This window comes from Maribacter sedimenticola (assembly GCF_900188415.1).
In the GTDB taxonomy this organism is placed as follows: Bacteria; Bacteroidota; Bacteroidia; order Flavobacteriales; family Flavobacteriaceae; genus Maribacter; species Maribacter sedimenticola.
Genome location: NZ_FZNV01000002.1, coordinates 715,894 through 735,429, shown reverse-complemented (window position 1 = coordinate 735,429; position 19,536 = coordinate 715,894). Strand labels below are relative to the sequence as shown.

Annotated in this window: 14 protein-coding genes; 11 read left to right on the top strand and 3 right to left on the bottom strand. The window is 37.6% G+C overall.

Going from position 1 to position 19,536, the window contains the following annotated elements; translation table 11 throughout:
- Positions 1–63: 63 nt before the first annotated feature.
- The 8 genes from CHB68_RS08295 to CHB68_RS08260 all read left to right on the top strand — a co-directional run bounded on the left by CHB68_RS08295 (position 64) and on the right by CHB68_RS08260 (position 11,303).
- Entirely contained in the window at positions 64–510 is a 447-nt protein-coding gene (locus CHB68_RS08295) for a KTSC domain-containing protein (RefSeq protein WP_089260374.1), read from the top strand.
- Positions 511–537: 27 nt separating this feature from the next.
- Complete coding sequence (locus CHB68_RS08290) at positions 538–1,839, top strand: DEAD/DEAH box helicase (protein ID WP_089260373.1); 1,302 nt, start codon at positions 538–540, stop codon at positions 1,837–1,839.
- A gap of 37 nt (positions 1,840–1,876) precedes the next feature.
- Entirely contained in the window at positions 1,877–3,427 is a 1,551-nt protein-coding gene (locus tag CHB68_RS08285) for an SDR family NAD(P)-dependent oxidoreductase (RefSeq protein ID WP_074673853.1), read from the top strand.
- A gap of 121 nt (positions 3,428–3,548) precedes the next feature.
- Positions 3,549–5,507, top strand: coding sequence for a hypothetical protein (locus CHB68_RS08280; protein WP_089260372.1), 1,959 nt, complete (start codon positions 3,549–3,551; stop codon positions 5,505–5,507).
- 3 nt (positions 5,508–5,510) lie between these two features.
- The gene (locus CHB68_RS08275) at positions 5,511–6,344 is read left to right on the top strand and encodes a DUF2490 domain-containing protein (protein ID WP_089260371.1); all 834 of its coding nucleotides are present in this window, start codon (positions 5,511–5,513) and stop codon (positions 6,342–6,344) included.
- A 15-nt stretch (positions 6,345–6,359) separates the two neighbouring features.
- Complete coding sequence (locus CHB68_RS08270) at positions 6,360–7,208, top strand: MORN repeat-containing protein (RefSeq protein WP_089260370.1); 849 nt, start codon at positions 6,360–6,362, stop codon at positions 7,206–7,208.
- Between the two features lie 174 nt (positions 7,209–7,382).
- Positions 7,383–10,382, top strand: a complete 3,000-nt coding sequence (locus tag CHB68_RS08265; protein WP_089260369.1) for a WD40/YVTN/BNR-like repeat-containing protein — start codon at positions 7,383–7,385, stop codon at positions 10,380–10,382.
- 87 nt (positions 10,383–10,469) lie between these two features.
- Positions 10,470–11,303, top strand: a complete 834-nt coding sequence (locus CHB68_RS08260) for a 3-keto-disaccharide hydrolase (RefSeq protein ID WP_089260368.1) — start codon at positions 10,470–10,472, stop codon at positions 11,301–11,303.
- Positions 11,304–11,315: 12 nt separating this feature from the next.
- On the opposite strand, the gene CHB68_RS08255 is transcribed toward CHB68_RS08260, so the two are convergent.
- On the bottom strand, positions 11,316–12,422 hold the full coding sequence (locus CHB68_RS08255; protein WP_089260367.1) for a Gfo/Idh/MocA family protein: 1,107 nt from the start codon (positions 12,420–12,422) through the stop codon (positions 11,316–11,318).
- A gap of 186 nt (positions 12,423–12,608) precedes the next feature.
- On the opposite strand from CHB68_RS08255, the gene CHB68_RS08250 reads away from it, so the two are divergent.
- On the top strand, positions 12,609–13,109 hold the full coding sequence (locus CHB68_RS08250; RefSeq protein WP_089260366.1) for a GreA/GreB family elongation factor: 501 nt from the start codon (positions 12,609–12,611) through the stop codon (positions 13,107–13,109).
- Positions 13,110–13,329: 220 nt separating this feature from the next.
- The gene (locus tag CHB68_RS08245; RefSeq protein ID WP_089260365.1) at positions 13,330–15,459 is read left to right on the top strand and encodes a catalase; all 2,130 of its coding nucleotides are present in this window, start codon (positions 13,330–13,332) and stop codon (positions 15,457–15,459) included.
- Between the two features lie 71 nt (positions 15,460–15,530).
- On the opposite strand, the gene CHB68_RS08240 is transcribed toward CHB68_RS08245, so the two are convergent.
- Positions 15,531–17,534 carry an ATP-binding protein gene (locus CHB68_RS08240; protein ID WP_179213165.1) on the bottom strand — a complete coding sequence of 668 codons (2,004 nt, stop codon included), beginning with the start codon at positions 17,532–17,534 and terminating at the stop codon, positions 15,531–15,533.
- 347 nt (positions 17,535–17,881) lie between these two features.
- Here CHB68_RS08240 and CHB68_RS08235 point away from each other — a divergent pair, with 347 nt between their 5' ends.
- Positions 17,882–18,520, top strand: a complete 639-nt coding sequence (locus tag CHB68_RS08235; RefSeq protein ID WP_089260363.1) for a fasciclin domain-containing protein — start codon at positions 17,882–17,884, stop codon at positions 18,518–18,520.
- A 113-nt stretch (positions 18,521–18,633) separates the two neighbouring features.
- Here the strand turns inward: CHB68_RS08235 and CHB68_RS08230 are convergent, their stop codons facing one another.
- Positions 18,634–19,440, bottom strand: a complete 807-nt coding sequence (locus tag CHB68_RS08230) for a phytanoyl-CoA dioxygenase family protein (RefSeq protein ID WP_089260618.1) — start codon at positions 19,438–19,440, stop codon at positions 18,634–18,636.
- Positions 19,441–19,536: the final 96 nt, after the last annotated feature.

Sequence of the window (19,536 nt, the reverse complement as noted above, 5' to 3'; positions counted from 1 at the left end):
AAGATCTTATAGGTGTTCACATAAAAATAAGACGTAGTTTCGCAGCCGCAAAAAAGCTGTGTTATGAAACGTATCAACGAATACAAAAAACTTTTTGGGGTAGAGAAGGAAATTGAACTTAAAGCCTTAAAAACCAAGTACAGAAACTTGGTTAAAGAATGGCATCCAGATAAATTTCAAGAGGGTGATGAAAAGAGGGAAGAGGCAGAAGTGCAAAGTCGCAGAATTATTGACGGCTACCACTTTCTAGCAAGTATTGCTCCAGAAACCAAAGAAGCCAATAAAGAAGCTTACGAAGAAAGCATTACTTCTGGCATTGCAGATTTTCAACATAACGGTCTTGTTTTAGAAGTTACTTTTGTTGATGGTGCTACATACGAATATTTTGGGGTAACAAAACTTATCTTCCAAAAGATGATCAATGCCAACAAATTAAACAGATTTGCCAAAAGAAGTATTTTTCCAAATTACTTATATAGAAAATCTAAACGAGATCTTCAAGAAGCATAATATCATATTTTTAAAGGGTTATAACGCATGAAAAATCAAAAGGATATTTTATCAAAATTGAATATCAATGCGTTAAACCCTATGCAAGAATTGGCATTAGAAACCATTTCTTCGTCGGACAACACCATATTACTTTCACCCACGGGTACTGGCAAAACCTTGGCGTTTCTATTACCGGTCCTAGACCTTTTAGACCCAAACAATCTTGAAGTGCAAGTGCTCATTTTAGTGCCCTCTCGTGAGCTGGCTATTCAAATAGAGCAAGTGCTGCGTGATATGGGTACCGGTTTTAAGGTAAATGCCATTTATGGAGGTAGGGCAATGTCCAAGGACAAGATTGAACTAAAACATACACCTGCTATTTTAATTGGCACACCTGGTAGAATTTTAGATCATTTTATGGCAGATCGTTTCACCAAAGACCATATTAAAACGCTTGTACTTGATGAGTTTGATAAATCGCTTGAAGTTGGTTTTGAAGAGCAAATGACAGAAATTTTGCTAGAATTGCCAAACCTTAAAAGGCGCATTCTTACCTCGGCTACCGAGGGCGTTAAAATCCCAAAATTTGTGGGTATGGAAAACCCAAGAAGAATTAATTTTCTAAAAAAGGAAATTCCATCACAGTTAACCATAAGTACTGTTGTTTCCAAAGAGAAAGACAAACTGAACACTTTGGTTCAGTTACTTGAATTTATTGGTGAAGAACCTGGTATTATTTTCTGTAATTACAAGGATAGTATTGAAAGTGTAAGCGTTTTTTTAAGCGAACAGGGTATTTTGCACGAATGCTTTTCGGGTGGTATGGAACAACGTGATCGCGAACGTGCGCTTATTAAATTCAGAAATGGCAGTAGCAGAATTTTGGTGGCAACTGATCTTGCCGCTAGGGGCATTGACATTACCGAACTAAAATTCATCATACATTACGAATTACCACATCGTATAGAAGAGTTTACCCACCGTAACGGTAGAACTGCGCGAGTAAATGAATTGGGAACAGCTTATGTTTTGAAATGGGATAAGGAAAAATTACCCGAGTTTATTGAAGCATCTACCCCAATTAAAATCAATACCTCAAAAAAATTAGGCGACCCGTTTTGGGAAACCTTATTTATATCTGGCGGAAGAAAAGATAAAATATCCAAGGGTGATATTGCGGGACTTTTCTTTAAGCAAGGCGACTTAAATAGAGACCAATTGGGAGATATAGAACTAAAGCAAGATTGCGCTTTTGTTGCTGTACCCAAAAGTCTATCAAAAGAACTTGCGAATAAATTGAACAACACCCGATTAAAAAAGAAGAAAGTACGCATTACCGTACTTTAAGCATTGTTAGTATTTTTGCCCCTATTAAGGTAGTACCATGAAGGAAGAACAGCAGTATAAAGAAACAGAAATCGACTTAAACGAGATTGAAAGTTGTATTGATATTTTAAATCGTTTGGTAAACGACACCAACCAGATTTTTGAAATTCCCGAAGATAGACGTATTGCCTTAATTAAAGCTGCCGGCCAATTATCTCGCCCTAGCAAACAAGAATTTGCTAAACGGGTAAAGGACGCCAAAAGAAATGAAAAAAGAAAGCAGGCTGTTCGTGACAAACATGCCCGTAAAGAAACCGGAATTCGTAGTGCGCGTGAAGCCCATGTCTTTGTTGCGCCAAAATTACTACCTGCAGCCGAATTGGCCAGTAAAGATTTGCCGGAGCTTACCACTCCTCGCAATTGTTATGTGTGTAAGGCCGAGTTTACAAAACTTCACCATTTTTATGATACCATGTGTACAGATTGTGGCGATTTCAACTATGCCAAAAGATTTCAGACTGCGAATGTTAAAGGTCAGGTAGCGGTGATTACCGGTTCACGTTTAAAAATTGGTTATCATATTACCTTAATGTTACTTCGTGGAGGCGCAACGGTCATTGCTACCACGCGTTTTCCTGTAGATTCTGCATTACGTTTTTCTAAGGAGGAAGATTTTATGGAGTGGGGGCACCGACTTAAAATTCATGGTCTAGACTTGCGCCATATACCCAGTGTAGAAATCTTCTGCAATTTTGTAGAACAGCAATATGACAAACTGGATATATTAATCAATAATGCTGCGCAAACAGTGCGTAGACCGGCAGGATTCTACCATCACTTAATGGAGAACGAAGAGCGCGAATTCTCATCGTTACCAAAATTTGCCCAAATGGTTTTAAGCGACCATGAAAGCTGTTTGGAAGAGCTTAAAACATTCAGCTCAAAAGCATCACCAAACCAAAACATGCCGGTTACATGGCACGGACCAGAACCTGGTATTGGCTTGAGAGCTTCTGCTCAACTATCACAAATACCGTATAGTTTTGACAATGCATTGGTTGCCCAAGAGGTTTTCCCAACTGGCGAATTAGATGCCGATCTTCAACAAGTAGATTTACGTAAAACCAACAGTTGGCGACTAAAATTAGGGGAGATAGAAACTACCGAAATGATCGAGGTTCAATTGGTCAACTCCGTTGCACCTTTTGTACTGTGCAACCGTTTGGCAGAAATGATGAAAAAAGAAAACACCGGTCAAAAACATATTATCAACGTTACGGCCATGGAAGGTAAATTCCACCGTTTCTTTAAGGAATCGCGCCATCCGCATACCAATATGGCGAAGGCCGCACTGAATATGTTAACGCATACCGCAGCTGGCGAGCTTGCAAAAGATGGTATTTTTATGAACGCTGTGGACACTGGCTGGGTTACCGATGAGGACCCTGCCGAATTGGCGAAAAAGAAACAAGAAGTACATGATTTTCAGCCCCCTTTGGATATTGTTGATGGTGCAGCCAGGGTTATGGATCCATTATTCGATGGTATAAATACCGGTAAGCATTGGTGCGGCAAATTTTTGAAGGATTATTTCCCAATTGATTGGTAATTTCACAAACTTTAATAGCTTTTATTGCTTCATTCTGAATTGATTAAAAACTTTTAATAAAAAGTTAAAAATCATACTCTTCTAATTTACTAGTCTGAATCTTATTTCGTTTTTTTGCGGCATGATTAGGCTAACTATCAACCCTTTACTATTTTTTGTTGTATGCTGTTGTATCGGTATTACAAATTCGCTGAATGCCCAAGAGGTCAAAAATTACAACGGTCCGTTACAGATTGGCAAATACAACGGTAAGGCAAAATACACGTATAAAATTGTTGATAACGACACGGTTTTGGATGGCGACTTTTTGGTGGTGCGTTCCAATCTTCAAGAATTGTTACAAAAGCAGGATTACTCTTTTCAGTTTAAAGGTAGCTTTGTGGAGGGTACGGCCAATGGCCCTTGGAAATTTCAATTCGGGGAATTTAATTCCGAAAGTCAGTCAGAAATTATAGATTACCAATATAGGGTTTTGGTAAGTGGTATTCAAAAATCTGCTTCGGGAAAAATAAATATGGGTAAACCTAATGGCAAATGGACCATTTTGGAGGAGCAAATAGAAAATTCTGAAATAGTCAATACCCTTTTTAAAAGTGTCATTTCTTTTGATAATGGCGTTCCACAACAAAACTTTAGTATCAATAATGAGGATTATACCTTAATTGGTAGATTCTTACGGGATGGCCTGGCCCATGATGAGTGGTCCCTGTTTCCCGTAAACGGTATAGATCAATCTGAAAGTTGGTTTTTTAGGGACGGTTTGTTAATGTCCATTCGGGTAGATGATGACAACGATCATAAAACTATACAGGCATACAATGATTATAATGGCAAAACCCAGACTATTAACTTAAATGAAAGTTATATCAAAGCATTGGAAATACAACTTTCACAAGAAAATATAGAAATTTTACAATATAAATCCTTACCTCGATTATTGACCCAAAATGCCAATAGATACCAAGAAATAGATGCTATTTTATCCTCTTTGGGGAAATCTGAATTTCTACCGGAATTTAAAGTGAAGGTGCCCTATTATCCTTTGAATACCATAGAAAGAAACAGTGTAGATAGTATTGTATCCTTTTATCAAAAAGCGAAAATATTAAGTGAGACTATTTTGCACAATTCCCAATTAAACCTTCTTAAACTTTCTGATAGCACTACGGCCTATCAATATAACAGTGTATTGGCATTAAAGAACCAATTTTTAAAACCCATAAAAAATGTGGTAGATTTTGATTCATTGGGCATTGTAGAATTTGCGGCCCGTGAACAATTACAGAAACATTTATTTCCTAACGGTTTTCCTTCTAAAAACCTTACTATAGAAATAGCAATTGATAGTACAACGGGTTACAAAGCTTATGAAATACCTACATCCGCTTTTATTGATGTAAGCAAAAGTACCATAGAGAATTTAGTAGCTATTTCAAAAGCGGGTTTAGATGGTGTAATGGCCATTGCAGATGAGGTCAAGGAAACTTTGGCACAGGAAAAACGGCAGAATGAACTGGTTTATCTTGAAGAGCAAATCATCATGGAAAACGACTCCCTCATTAAATTTTCGGACTCCTTACTGGTAACGGATATGCCAGTACTTTATAAAAAACCGGTACAACATATTAAATCTTTTGCAAACCGTACTTTAAATGATTACTCCAAGGTTAAATCGGCTCAAAATAGATTGGTCCAGGCGCGTAAGACCGTAACTTGTTTGGCAGGTCTTAACCAATTGGTCCGTACCGTTGAGAAAATGCCGAAATATAAAGACACCTTAAAGGATACATATACAGACCGTATTTGGAACCCGTTCATGGCCACACTTATGGATGAGGACATTAAAAGACGTATTACCACCGCATACAATAAAATTTTGGAACCTTATTTTTTGAACGAGACTTCTGCATTAGATTGTGATAAAGTTTCTACGTTGAATGACCAAATCAATTCTACTTATCTTCAAATTTTAGAATTAAGGGATCAAGAGACCAAAAAGTTGGAACGAAAGCTTAAAAAGGAAAAGGATCCTTTAGCTATACTACAAATGTTGAACGTACAAAACACTGTTAAACAATAGTCTATGAGCACGTTTCGTACATTTCAGCATAATTTAACCGTATTGGTCTGTATACTATTCTTGTTTCGTGTACTTGCCCAAGAGAGTGAAAAAGTTGAGCTACCTCCATATTCAGAGTACAAGGACCTAAAGACCAAAACGTGGTTTAATTCCTATGGAAATATAAGAATAGGAAAACGTCTTTTTTGGGATGCCCAAACACATTTAAGATTAGAGGAAACCAAGGAAACACCTTTTGTTGGACAAGTGGCCCAAATATATAATAGGCACGCAATAGGATATATTCACTCCAAATATTTCAATGTTCGCTTAGGGGGCGTACTCCGCTTAAACTTCAATACGGACGAAAGTTCAGAAGACCGCAACCTGGTACCGGAATGGCGTATTTGGCATCAGTACCAATTTGCACAATCCCTTTCCAGTATGATGATCTACCACCGTATACGTATAGAACACAGGTGGACACAAGGTTTTGCCGAGGATAGTGAGTATATTTTCAGAAATCGTTGGCGGTATATGTTTAGAATGAAAATTCCATTGAACAGTCACAAGCTAAAACCAAAAACATTGTATGTTGCTCCGGAAGCGGAGCTGATCATGCAAAGTGGCAAGGCCGTAGTGGCCAGCCCCATGGAAGACTTACGTTTAACATCCACTTTAGGCTATATTTTGACCCCTAGGTTAACTGTAGCAGCCGGTGCAATGTATTCACAAGGTCAAGACCTAACCAATGGCGGATATTTTAAACATAGCTGGGCCATGCGCTTTCATGTATATTACTCCCCAGATTTTAGAAAGGTTAAAAATAAACTGCCGGAAATTCACTTGACGGATTAAAGCTAGTCAACTATCATGAAGAAAAAGCATTTACTACCTTACGTATTGTTGACCATTGTGTCTGCATTTGCCCTATATTTTGGTATAAAATCCAATGCACTACAGAATGAAGTAGGGGAAAGCAACAAAGCCAAAAAAGAATTGGATGAATTGGTGACCGGTAATAGGGAACTTTTATCCATAGATTCGGTACTAATGAAAGGTGAATATGATAAGGCAATAGAATCGTATCATACTACCTTGGAAAACCATAAGGAACTGAATACGGTCATACCTCTGCGTATTGCCTTGGCGGAGAAATTAATGCAGACGGATTCCCGAAATAATTTTGACAATAGAACGGACCAAAATAGACCAGATTCAGTATCCAGTACATCCATTTCACCTAAAGAACTAAGAAGTATAGACTCGTTGAATTTTGCACTTGAGAAAGCTAGGGTTCAACTGAATAACATGCGAAACCAACTCAATAAAAAATCATTTGGGGAATACTTGAGTTTCAAAAGTAAAAAAGGCACCGCATTGCACTATGTTGGGCAAGTGAAAAACAATATGGCCAATGGCGCCGGTATTGCCGTTTTGGAAACCGGAAGCCGTTATGAGGGTCAGTGGAAAGATAATGAACGTAACGGTCAAGGTACTTTTTATTGGTCAGACGGAGAATATTACGTGGGTAGTTACAAAGACGATATGCGAAATGGCGAGGGGTCCTATTTTTGGCCAAATGGCGATAAATATGTGGGGCAATGGAAAGGTGATAAAAGAAATGGCAGGGGCACATTTTACACTAAGGACGGTAGCATTCTAAGCGGTATTTGGGAAAAGGACAAACTTAAGGAAGCGGATAAAAAAACCAAGAAATAAGTACTGTATTCCTTTTATAAAATTCAATTAATGCCAATAAGGCAAAACTACACACAGACTTTTCTTAAAATTGATAGGGTACAATAGGAAAATCATAAAAATTTGACTTGATATATGAATTGGATATAGGTTTAAGTAACTTTAGGTTTTAACCAACCTATTATCCAGTTTAAAATGAAAACGCTCTTTCACCACTTTACCTATTTCTTTCTTTTTGGTATTTCCACAGTTCTTGTAGCACAGGACTTCTCCGCTTTTGAATATCGTACCATTGGCCCATTAAGGGGTGGGCGGGTAACGACGGTAACGGGCACGCCCAATGAGCCCGGAACTTTTTATTTGGGTGCATCAGGTGCAGGTGTTTGGAAAACCGATGATTATGGTACTACCTGGAATAACGTTTCCGATGGGTTTTTTAAAACACCATCCATAGGTGCCATTGAAGTTGCGATAAACGACCCCAATATAGTATATGTTGGCACCGGGTCAGACGGATTAAGAAGTAATATTATTGGCGGTAAAGGTGTCTATAAATCTATAGATGGCGGAAAAACGTGGAACCATATAGGACTTGAGCATGCCGGACAGATAGGTGCCGTAGAAATAGACCCCACCAATAGCAATATTGTATGGGTAGCGGCTATAGGCAATGCATTTAAGGCCAATGAGGAACGCGGTATCTATAAAACTACGGATGGTGGTGTTACTTGGCAGAAAATGCTTCATATTTCCAACACAACCGGTTTTGCAGATTTGGAACTGCTACCGGGAAATCCAAATATCGTGTACGCTGCCGCTTGGAAAGCTCAACGAACACCATGGACCATTATCTCAGGTGGTGAGCAAAACGAAGGTGGCATCTACAAATCCGTAAACGGAGGAAAGGATTGGACCAAACTGGAAAAAGGGCTGCCTAAGGGATTGATCGGTAAAATTGATCTAGCGGTCTCTGCAGTTGATTCAAGCATTCTTTATGCGGTAATTGAGGCGCCCGGTGATAAAGGCGGTGTATATAAGTCAGTAGATCAAGGCAATAGTTTTGTACAGACTTCGGATAACAAAGGTTTGGTGAACAGACCGTTCTATTATACCAATATTGAACTTGACCCTACCAATCCGGATATTGTGTATTCCAACGCCAATCCACTTTTAAAATCTACAGATGGCGGCAAATCATGGACGATGATGGCGGTACCACATGGTGACAACCATGATATATGGTTGAATCCTAACAATCCAGATTTGTTGATTCAATGTAATGACGGCGGTGCCAATGTTTCCCATAACGGGGGCAAGACATGGTCTTCTCAATTTAATCAACCAACTGCAGAAATCTATCAAGTTGCCGTTGATGATCAATATCCGTATTGGGTCTATGGCGCGCAACAAGATAATACAACCATTGCCATTCCTAGTTCCGCTCCAAGTGCCACGGGTCCTCAAGGAACACAGATAATGATCAATGTGGGAGGATGTGAAACGGGTCCGTCCATACCTAAACCTGGCAATCATAATATAGTATATAACAACTGTAAAGGCCGTTTTAGTGTTTATAATAAAATAACAGGGGTAGATAGGGAATATTCTATTGGCGCATCCAATATTTACGGACACAATCCAAAAGACCTAAAATATAGATTTCAACGTGTGGCACCAGTTCATGTTTCTCCACACGACCCAGATGTGGTATATATGGGTTCTCAGTTTCTACATAAAACAAGGAACGACGGTGTTATTTGGGAAACAATTTCTCCTGACCTTACGGCATTTGAAAATGATAAGCAGGTTATATCCGGTAGCCCGATCACTAGGGATATCACTGGTGAAGAATACTACAGCACCTTATATGCTATTAGGGAATCTAAAATCAAAAAAGGATTGATTTGGACAGGCTCCAATGATGGAGTAGTTTCCGTAACCCAAGATGGGGGATTGACTTGGTCCAATGTAACTCCCAAAAAAATGCCGAAAGGGGGTAGGGTCGAGTCTATTGAACCTTCCCAATTTGATCCCGCAACGGCCTATATGGCCTTGGACAGGCATTTATTGGGCGATACAACCCCTTACTTTTATAAGACCGAGGATTTCGGTAAATCATGGGAACTGTTGAGCACGACAACCAATGGAATACCAATGGACCATATCGCCAAAGTATTGAGGGAAGACCCTGTGACTAAAGGGCTATTATATGCCGGCACGGAATACGGGATGTTTGTTTCCTTGAACGATGGAAAGGAATGGAAAAACTTTCAACAAAATTTACCTATAACCCCAATTACGGATATTATTCTTCATAGGGGCGATTTGGTATTAAGTACCATGGGCAGAGGATTTTGGATTTTGGACAATATAACTTCATTAAGAAATTCTGCCATAAGCAATTTAAACGATACGCCTGTATTATTTGCACCGGACAATACTATACGATATAGGGTTCCAAGAAGATCAAAAGACTTTCCCAATTATCCGGATACCGGCGTATTAATAGATTATTACCTTCCAAAAGAATTTGCGAATGAAGTAAAATTGGAAGTGCTGAATGCGGATAGGCAAATTGTAGCTAGTATTGTAAGCGATTCTACCAAAGCAATGACTACAAAAGAAGAAGTTGAAAATATGGCACTAAGTATGACTTTCAGCTATTTTGACAATAAACTGGAAACCAAAAAAGGGATCAATAGATTTCACTGGAATATGCGGCAAAAAGGTGCTTGGGACAAAAGAGAGTCCAGACGCTATAAAAACGGACCTATGGTGCCACCAGGAGATTATATAGTTAGATTAACCGTTGGAACCGAGGAATATGAACAACCTTTTAAAATTATGGTCGACCCGCGTATGGCCAAAGAGGGTATAGATGACACGATCATTTCTGAGCATTTAAATTTTGAAAATAAAGTACTTCAGTTATTGACCAATGTTAGAAAATTTCAATCCAATTTAGAGTCCGAAATCAAGAAAAGTAAAGGCGATAAAAAAGAAAACTTGGAAAAAATCCTTAAGGAAATAAAAAACGATGAAGGTGCTTACCCTCAACAAATGTTGGCGGCCCAAACGGCCTACTTATCCTATATTGTGGGAGATGCGGACAAAATTATAGGTAAGGATATGAAGGAGCGTTATTTGGAACTAGTTGCGGCGCTGGAAAAATTGGAGAAAGAGGCCAATTTATAATTTTAAGGGAAAGATTTATAAAAAGGTATGTTCAAAAGACATACCTTTTTTTGTTACTTTTAGGTTTAGAGCTTTAAACCAACCCTAATGAATTTGAAAAGTACGCTTAGGCAATCATTGACCTTACTAACACTTCTGACGCTTATATACGCTTGCAACACCAAGAAAAAAGATAATAAGGGCACAAACGAATCCATTGCGGTTTTAGAAGACACAATTCCCCAATGGGTCTCACTTTTCAATGGAACTGATTTAACCGGGTGGACCATTAAAATACCAGGACACGCTTTAGGAGAAAATTTTGGCAATACCATGCGTGTGGAGGACAGTATTCTAAAAATACGGTATGATGCATACGGCCCAGAGTTCAACGATCGTTTTGGAACGGTATATTATGATAAGTATTACAGTAATTATAGGTTAAAGGTAAGGTATAGATTCGTAGGTGAAACCGCTCCTGGTGCACCTACTTGGGGGTATCGTGATAGTGGGATTCAATTTCATGGTCAACCACCCGCAACCCAAAAAATGGACCAGGCATTTCCCGTTTGCCTAGAATATAATTTTCATGGAGGTAATGGTATAGAGGATAGACCATTGGGCGCTGCTTGTACAAATGGTATGTTCATAGAATATAAGGGAACCCAAAATACCACTACTTGTATCCCTGCAGAGATACCGAAGACTTTTCATGGTGATCAATGGGTCACGGCAGAGATAGAAGTGAACAATGGTGAAATTAAACACTTTGTCAATGGTGAAGAAATTTTAAGATATGCCAATCCAACCTATAATACGGAGAATGAAATGGCCAAATCATTGATAGACGGCAATAATACTCAAGTAAAAGGTGGCTATATCTCTTTACAGTCGAACAGCCACCCTATAGATTTTAAAACTATTGAAATTATGGAATATTAATGTTATCCTAGCTTATAGCATTACTTTTTCCCCTGTCTTGGTCGCTTGGAAAATAGCATCAATGATTTTCATATCCTTTACACCTTCTTCCCCGTCTACGGGTACAATAGGTTTTATACCATCAAAAATCAATGCCGCCATACCATCCATCTGTAAGGTTTGATGGGTAATATGTGGCTGGGTCAAAGGACCTTCATGAGTTCTTCCTTCTATGGGGCCATACCCCGTAGAGGGTTGCATCTCAACGAACCCTTTGGACCCTGTCATAAAAAACCGGTCTAGATTATTCATATTGTAAGTACTTAAACAGTTGGCTACCGCACCGCTTGGAAAACCCATTTGAAATTGTATGGTCTCATCTATTCCTTCCTTAAATTTTACCGGATCCGTTTTAGTTTCCTGTGCAGTTACCCAAATAGGTTCCTCTCCCAACATATATCTAGCACCGTTAATGGAATATATACCTATATCCATCATGGCGCCACCACCGGAAAGTTCCTTATTTAATCGCCATTGGTTGGGATCACCTATCGTAAACCCAGATTGACCTTGAAAAAATTTGAGGTCACCAAATTGACCTTCTTTTCTCATTTTTATTACAGCCACTGTCTTGGGTTCAAAATGCATTCTATAGCCGATCAGCAATTTTACATTGGCCGCCTTACAGGCATCTACCATTTCCTGACCTTCTTGGGCATTTATTCCCATTGGTTTCTCGCAAATAACATGTTTTCCAGCTTTGGCTACGCGTATAGATTGATCCTTATGCAATCCGTTTGGGGTAATGACATATACTGCATCTATATCCGGGTTGTCCTTAATAGCATCAAAATTATCATAGTTATAGCAGTTTTTAGAAGGAATACCGTAAGTAGATTGCCATTTTTTGACCTTGGAAGGTGTACCGCTAATTACCCCTACCAGTTTAGCCCTTTTACAAGCCTGCATGGCTTCGGCAACACGTGTACCATAACTACCCAGCCCCATGATTGCAACATTCAGTACCGGTCCTTCATAAGGTACGGTTGAGGAGGCAAAGAGATTTAAAGGCGAATACAATAATGGCACGGCGACCGAGGTGGCCGATATTTTTTCCAAAAATTTTCTTCTAGTTGTCATTGTATATGGTTTTATTGTTAAGTAAAGTGATTTTAAATATAGGGATTCTACGTTTGCAAAATACACACAACCTGTAACTTATAACAATTTAGGGCCAACCTGTAGGAACTGATAAGGGTAAAAAAACTTGCAATGCCATTACATACCTAAATCAGTTAATTGTATGTTGTCCTCAAAAGAATATATATGAGCAGGGGATTTGTTAAAGAAGATGATCAAGAGGAAATACCAATGGTTCCGCCAAGGGCAGATTTACCTAAGGGGGCCATTAATTATGTTACTCCACATGGGTTCGTTCTATTACAGACCGAAAAAAAGACCCTAATTCAGGAAATTGAACAATTACCTAGCGGCAATGATAAGGAACGTCGGATTGCAAGCAATTTTATCAATGCCAAACTACAGCTTTTAAATGCCCGGATTGCAAGTGCCAAAGTAATCAATTTTAAAGACCAACATTTAGATAGTGTGCGTTTTGGAGCACAGGTTACCGTTATGGTCAATGGAAATAAAATACTAGAGACCTATCAAATAGTTGGGGTGGATGAAGCCAATATAGCGGCAAGGAAAATTTCATATGTTTCCCCAATAGCGAGAATTTTAATTGGAAAAAAAATAGGGGATAGTGCCATTTTACAAATGGGGAAGGAACAGCGAGTATTTAAAATAACGGCTATTGACTATTAGACGATTGACTATAAAATATGATTTTCAAATAGGATATATTAATTCCGTATTATTTCAACGAGATCGAGTTTCATTAGTTTTTAGAGGTACTTACAATTGAAATTATCTGTATAGATTTTTATCAATAAAATTATATGAGCCAGTTTTAAAGTTTAAACAGCAAAAGTTCATCTGATTTTACCCCTAGTTTTAAGCTCCTTAAAACAAACAATCGTACACTATGAAAAATAAAGAATCAGCGTCCAAAAAAATCAAGGACCTAGAGCATTATCAAAAAGATATGAAAAACAAACCTTTGACCACCAACCAAGGATTAAAGGTTAACGATACAAATAATAGTTTAAAATCCGGGGAACGTGGTTCTACATTGTTAGAGGATTTCCTGTTACGGGAAAAAATTACAAGTTTTGATCACGAACGTATTCCAGAACGTATTGTACACGCCAGGGGTAGTGCGGCACACGGTTATTTTGAATTATATGAAAGTATTGAGGAGTATAGTAAAGCCGGCATATTTACGGATACCGCAAGAAAAACGCCTGTGTTTGTACGTTTCTCTACCGTAGCGGGTTCAAAAGGTTCACCTGACCTAGCTAGGGATGTCCGTGGTTTTGCAGTAAAATTTTATACCGAAGAAGGAACATGGGATCTTGTGGGAAATAACATGCCTATATTCTTTATACAGGATGCTATGAAATTTCCAGATTTGATTCATTCCGTTAAACCGGAACCGAACAAGGAAATTCCACAAGCTGCATCTGCACATGATACATTCTATGATTTTGTTTCTCTCACTACGGAAACCTTGCACAATCATATTTGGGTTATGAGTGATCGGGCCATTCCTAGAAGTTTACGTATGATGGAAGGTTTTGGAATACATACCTTTAGATTGATCAATGCAAAGGGAGAAGCACACTTTGTAAAATTTCATTGGAAACCAACGCTAGGCGTACACTCCGTAACATGGGAAGAAGCAGTAAAGATAAATGGAGCCGATCCGGATTTCCACAGAAGGGATTTGTGGGATGCCATTGAGGCCGGACAATATCCTGAATGGGAACTTGGTATACAGGTAGTAGCGGAAAAAGATGAACATAAGTTTGATTTTGACCTGTTGGATCCAACTAAACTTATTCCTGAAGAAATGGTTCCTGTTAAAATAATTGGTAAAATGACCTTGAACAGAAACCCGGATAATTTCTTTGCGGAAACGGAACAAGTTGCTTTCTTGCCTGGTCACATTGTTCCAGGTATTGATTTTACGAACGATCCTTTGTTACAAGGTAGATTATTTTCTTACCGAGATACCCAGTTGTCCAGATTGGGAAGCCCTAATTTTCATCAAATTCCAATCAACAGGCCTATTGTAGAAACGCATAATAATCAAAGGGATGCTCATATGCAAATGTCCATTCCTAAAGGACAAACTGCATATTTTCCAAATAGCTTAAGCGGTGGTTGCCCACACCTTTCCAAAATGGCGGAAGGTGGTTTCCATTCATATGAGGAACGTATAGATGCAAAAAAGATACGGACAAGAAGCGAGAGCTTTAACGATCATTTTTCGCAACCGGCATTATTCTATAGAAGTTTGGCAGATTGGGAACAAGAGCACGTGGCAGCGGCCTATACTTTTGAGTTGGGCAAATGTAACCATGAACACATTAAGGAGCGCATGTTATGGTTGATCGCCCAGATAGATGATGATCTTGCCAATAAAGTAGCGGAAGGATTGGGTATGGAAATACCAAAGGATATTGAACGACCTATTAATCAGGCTATAGGTGCCGATGCTGATGCGGACAAACATCAACCTGGTGAAAAGAAAAATTACCTGGACAAATCAAAGGCATTAAGTATGGCCAATACAAAATTCAATAGTATTGCTACCAGACAGATAGCCGTGCTTGCAGCAGATGGATTCAACATGAAAAAATTTAAATCCATGACAGAATTATTGGAGAAAGAAGGAGCTATGGTTAAAATTGTTGCGCCTCACGGAGGAAGTATTACTTGTGATGAAGGTATGAAACATAAAGTTGATGCGGCTATAGCAACGACGGAAAGTGTTTTATTTGATGCAGTCTATATTCCTGGAGGAGAAAAATCTGTGGAAGCTATTTTGGATAATGGAAAGTTTATCAAATTTATAAATGAAAGTTTCAAATATTGTAAGGCAATAGCCGTAGATGATGAAGGTGAAATGGCTTTGGACAAATCATTTATTAAAGCATATAAGGATGATAACGCCATACATATCAATGATGAGCCCTCTAAATTTGTAGACAGTATTTCCAAGCACAGAAATTGGGAAAGACGCAAATTGGCCGATAAAATTCCCGTGTAATTAAATGGTTATATATGGGATAAATCCACTGGAGCCTATGGTTTCGGTGGATTTTTCATTTTTAAGACATATTAAATGGCCTTGCGAAGTTTCAATTTCTTGGGTACGGTAAAATAGATAGTTGATCCTTGACCAATTACACTTTTTACCCATATTCGTCCACCGTTCATTTCTACCATTTCCTTACATAAAAACAATCCTAGTCCTGTTCCTTTTTCATTATTGGTACCATAAGAAGATTCATAATTGTTCTTGTTAAATAAATTCTCCTGTTTTTCCGGGGACATACCAACACCATTGTCCGCCACGGAAAGTACCAATTGGGATTCATTTTCCATAGCATCTATAGTAATCTCACCATTTTTTTGTGTGAATTTTATGGCATTGCCAATAAGGTTTCTTAGTACAATATCCACATGGGCGTCATCACTATAACTAACTAAATTCTTTTCCACATTACTTTTAACTTGAATAGATTTCTTATCGGCTAAAGGTTTTAATAAACGCATATTATTTTCTATCAAATCATTGATGTTAATATTTTTAGGTTCATGTTTGGTACCGTTAATCTGTGTTTTACCCCAAATCAATAGATTATCCAACATATCTGCAATAGAACTTAAATCCTGTAAGGCTACAGGTAAAAATTTGTCCGTTTCTTCCTTGGTCATTTGACCACGTACATAAAATTGCATAAGGCCATGAAAGGAATGAATTGGGCCTCTAAGATCATGCGCTATCAATGAAAATAACTTATCCTTGGTATTATTACTTTCCTTTAACTGTAATTCCCTATTGACTAGTATTTGTTGCTTTTTCTGTAAAATACCATTAAAACGTCCTTGAATTTTAAAGTTTCTATAAATTAAAACGAGCATGATAATCAATAGCAATAGACCTGCCAAGGCAATATAGGTCAACGCTTGTTGACTTGCCAGTTCCCTGTTTTTTTCATCGAGAATCTGTTTTTTTTGTGCCTCGTATTTTTGATAGCTACGGAGCATTGCCAAGCCTTTCTTAAAATTTTCGGTATCTGCTTTTTCCGCAAGTTCCAAATACTCATCCTGATAATCCAACGCCACCTCAAACTCACCTTTTATCCTATTAATATCAGCAAGAGTTTTTGCGGATTTCATTAAAATTTCTGGGTAGTGGGTGGTGCTTGCCGCCTTATTGGCCTTAAGGGCATAATGTTCTGCGGAATCTATTTGACCTAGGCCTATATACGCTTCTGCCAGACCATTATAGGTGTTAATGGTACCCGTAAAATAATCAAGGTCCTCACATAGCAAATTACTTTCCATATACCATTCCAAAGCATCTTCAAATTGCTTTTTTTCCAAGGCTATAATTCCCTTAACCTCATAGCAAAAGGAAAGCCAATCCATATTATCCTCTTCAATGAATATAGGAATGGCCCTTTTTATTACATCTTCTGCATTTTCAAATTTGTGTAAATATGCATATGAAAAGGCCATATTACTTAAGGTCTTTGCCATAGTAAATGCACTCTTGCTTTTTTCACTAAAACGAAGTGAGTTTTCATGAAAGATCAACGCGGTCTCATAGTCTTTTAGACCGGAATACATAATGGCAATATTATCATATAATATCGGCAACATAAGGTTATCCTTATTTTTTTCACCAATTTCAATGCCTTCCAAGTAATATTTTAAAGCCTCATCTACATCACCATGTATAGAAAGGGTAGTGCCGTAATTGTTGAGGACAATTAATTTAAGCTTTTCATAATCGTAATTATCAGCTATTTCTATTGTCTTATCATAATACTTTTTATAATTATCCTTATCCATTAATTGGGAATAGTAGTCACCTAAACGTAGATAAGCATAACCTTCCCCTTTTTTATATTTGGTAAGTTTACTTAAAGCAAGCCCCTGGTTTGCCAAAATATACGTACTGTCCTTATTCTTGTAGGTATATTCCTTGGCCAGATCAAAAAGTAAATCTATGTAAAGGGGGGTTTCAGGATTAAATTCTGGTTGCGCTTTTAATTCCTCTATCTGTTTAAGAAGCTTTTTTTCTGATTGTGAATACGATCTAGGTATCAACATCAATGATAGTACTACTAACAGTATGCATTTTTTATAATTAGTAGGGGACAAAATAAACTTCATCACTAAGAGGGAATTAAGCAATAAATATATAATGTAAATACAATACTTCCTTAATTATGTTGTGAAATGCCAAGTTATGTATGTATTTTCTTACTATTAACTAACGTGCAAATCAATTTTTTCTTTGAGTCCATTTTTTATTTTTTCCAGTTCTTTTTAAACATAGGTTAACATAAGCAGTAATTGTTTAACTAATTATTAATACACAAGTCATGGTTTTCAGCAAACTATCACCTGTAATTGTACGTAAATAATATGATAACAATATCTAAAAACACGGAATTATGACACTAAGAAATTTAAAAACTTTGGTATGTTTAGGCATCGTACTTTTTGCATTAAATTCATGTAAGGATCAAGCCAAAATAGATGCCGATAAAAAGGCTATGGAGGATCAAATATCAATGGAGGAAGCCAAAATTGAGGCAGAAGCGGAAAAGGCTAAAGTCGAAGCCAAAAAAAACGAAATGAAGGCTAACAGTATAGCCGCACTTGCTCATAAAAATAATGAACTTTCAACGTTATTATCCGCTGTGAAAGTAGCTGATTTGGAAGCTATGTTAACTGAACCTGGTAATTATACCGTATTTGCACCATCTAATAATGCTTTTGAAAAATTACCTAATAATAGGTCTATTGCAGAATTGGGCAAAGAAGAGAATAAAGAATTATTGACCAAAATATTACAGTATCATGTAATAAATGACATAATTTCTACAGATAAATTGGTGGATAATATTAAGGAAGCCAATGGTAAATATGTAATGACGACAGTTGCCGGATCAGAAATTACCGCTGGTTTAAAGAATGACAAAATTGTTTTGAAGGATGAAAAAGGAAATAGAAGTGAAATTGTCTTAGGAAATGTAAAAGCATCTAACGGAATTATACACGTAATCAATGATGTGCTATTGACAAAATAATCCTTGATGGGTAAATTATGAAGAGGGCCTTAAGTGCCCTCTTTTTTATTGCATATTTATGAATTTTCATAAATGGTGTTCTAAATTAAATAAACCTAAACGGTATGTTGAAGTCAAAATAAAACAGGATTTAAGGGAGAATTAATAATTCTACCGATTTTAGTGCCAGGACACCATGTTTCCCAATCATTCTGTTGTCCGTCATTAGTGGGTTGTTTTAATTTCATATGCTTATCCATATAGATTATGGTCATGACCTTTCTCATGTTCCGGGTAGTATTTGCACCGGCACGATGAAAAACCCATCCAGAATGAAAACTTATTTCCCCAATATCAAAAGGCGATATAATATGTTTAAAATCGGTTACTTTTAATCTATTCTGTATAATCTGTTCACTCTCATCACTTATAGATAATTCCCTACCATCCATAATTTCATGACTACCTGCGCTAAACTCCAATGGTCCCATTGATAATGGTGTTTTTTGTAGGGGTATCCAAGCAGTTATGGTTTTATCAGAGGCCAAGGGCCAATAGTATTGATCGGCATGCCACGGGGTAATACCCCCGCCAGCTTCCTTGAACAAGGCTTGGTCATGGTACAAACGTACACCTTCAACTTGCATTAAGGCACTGGCAATTTGTGCTAGTCTCTTTGAAAATACCAATGTCTTTATCAATTCATCTTCTTGCCATAAATTAAAAAGCTGCATAAACGCCTTGCCATAGGTGTCCCTATGTTCCATTGGCTGCTTTTCTTTGGTCAACTCCATTACTTTCTTGGTAATGATCCCATTAAAAAATGAAATGGTTTCGGGATCAAAAACATGTTTCAATTTTATATAGCGATTGGAATCATAAAATTGTATTTGTTCATGAGTGAGTACGTATTCCTGATTTAAAAGTGCCATTGTTTTCATGTCATAAATTTTATGTTCATAAAAGTATATAGATGACAGCGGTACATATTTTACAATTTTAACCAATAGTGTGCATATTTTATCCCATATGATGTA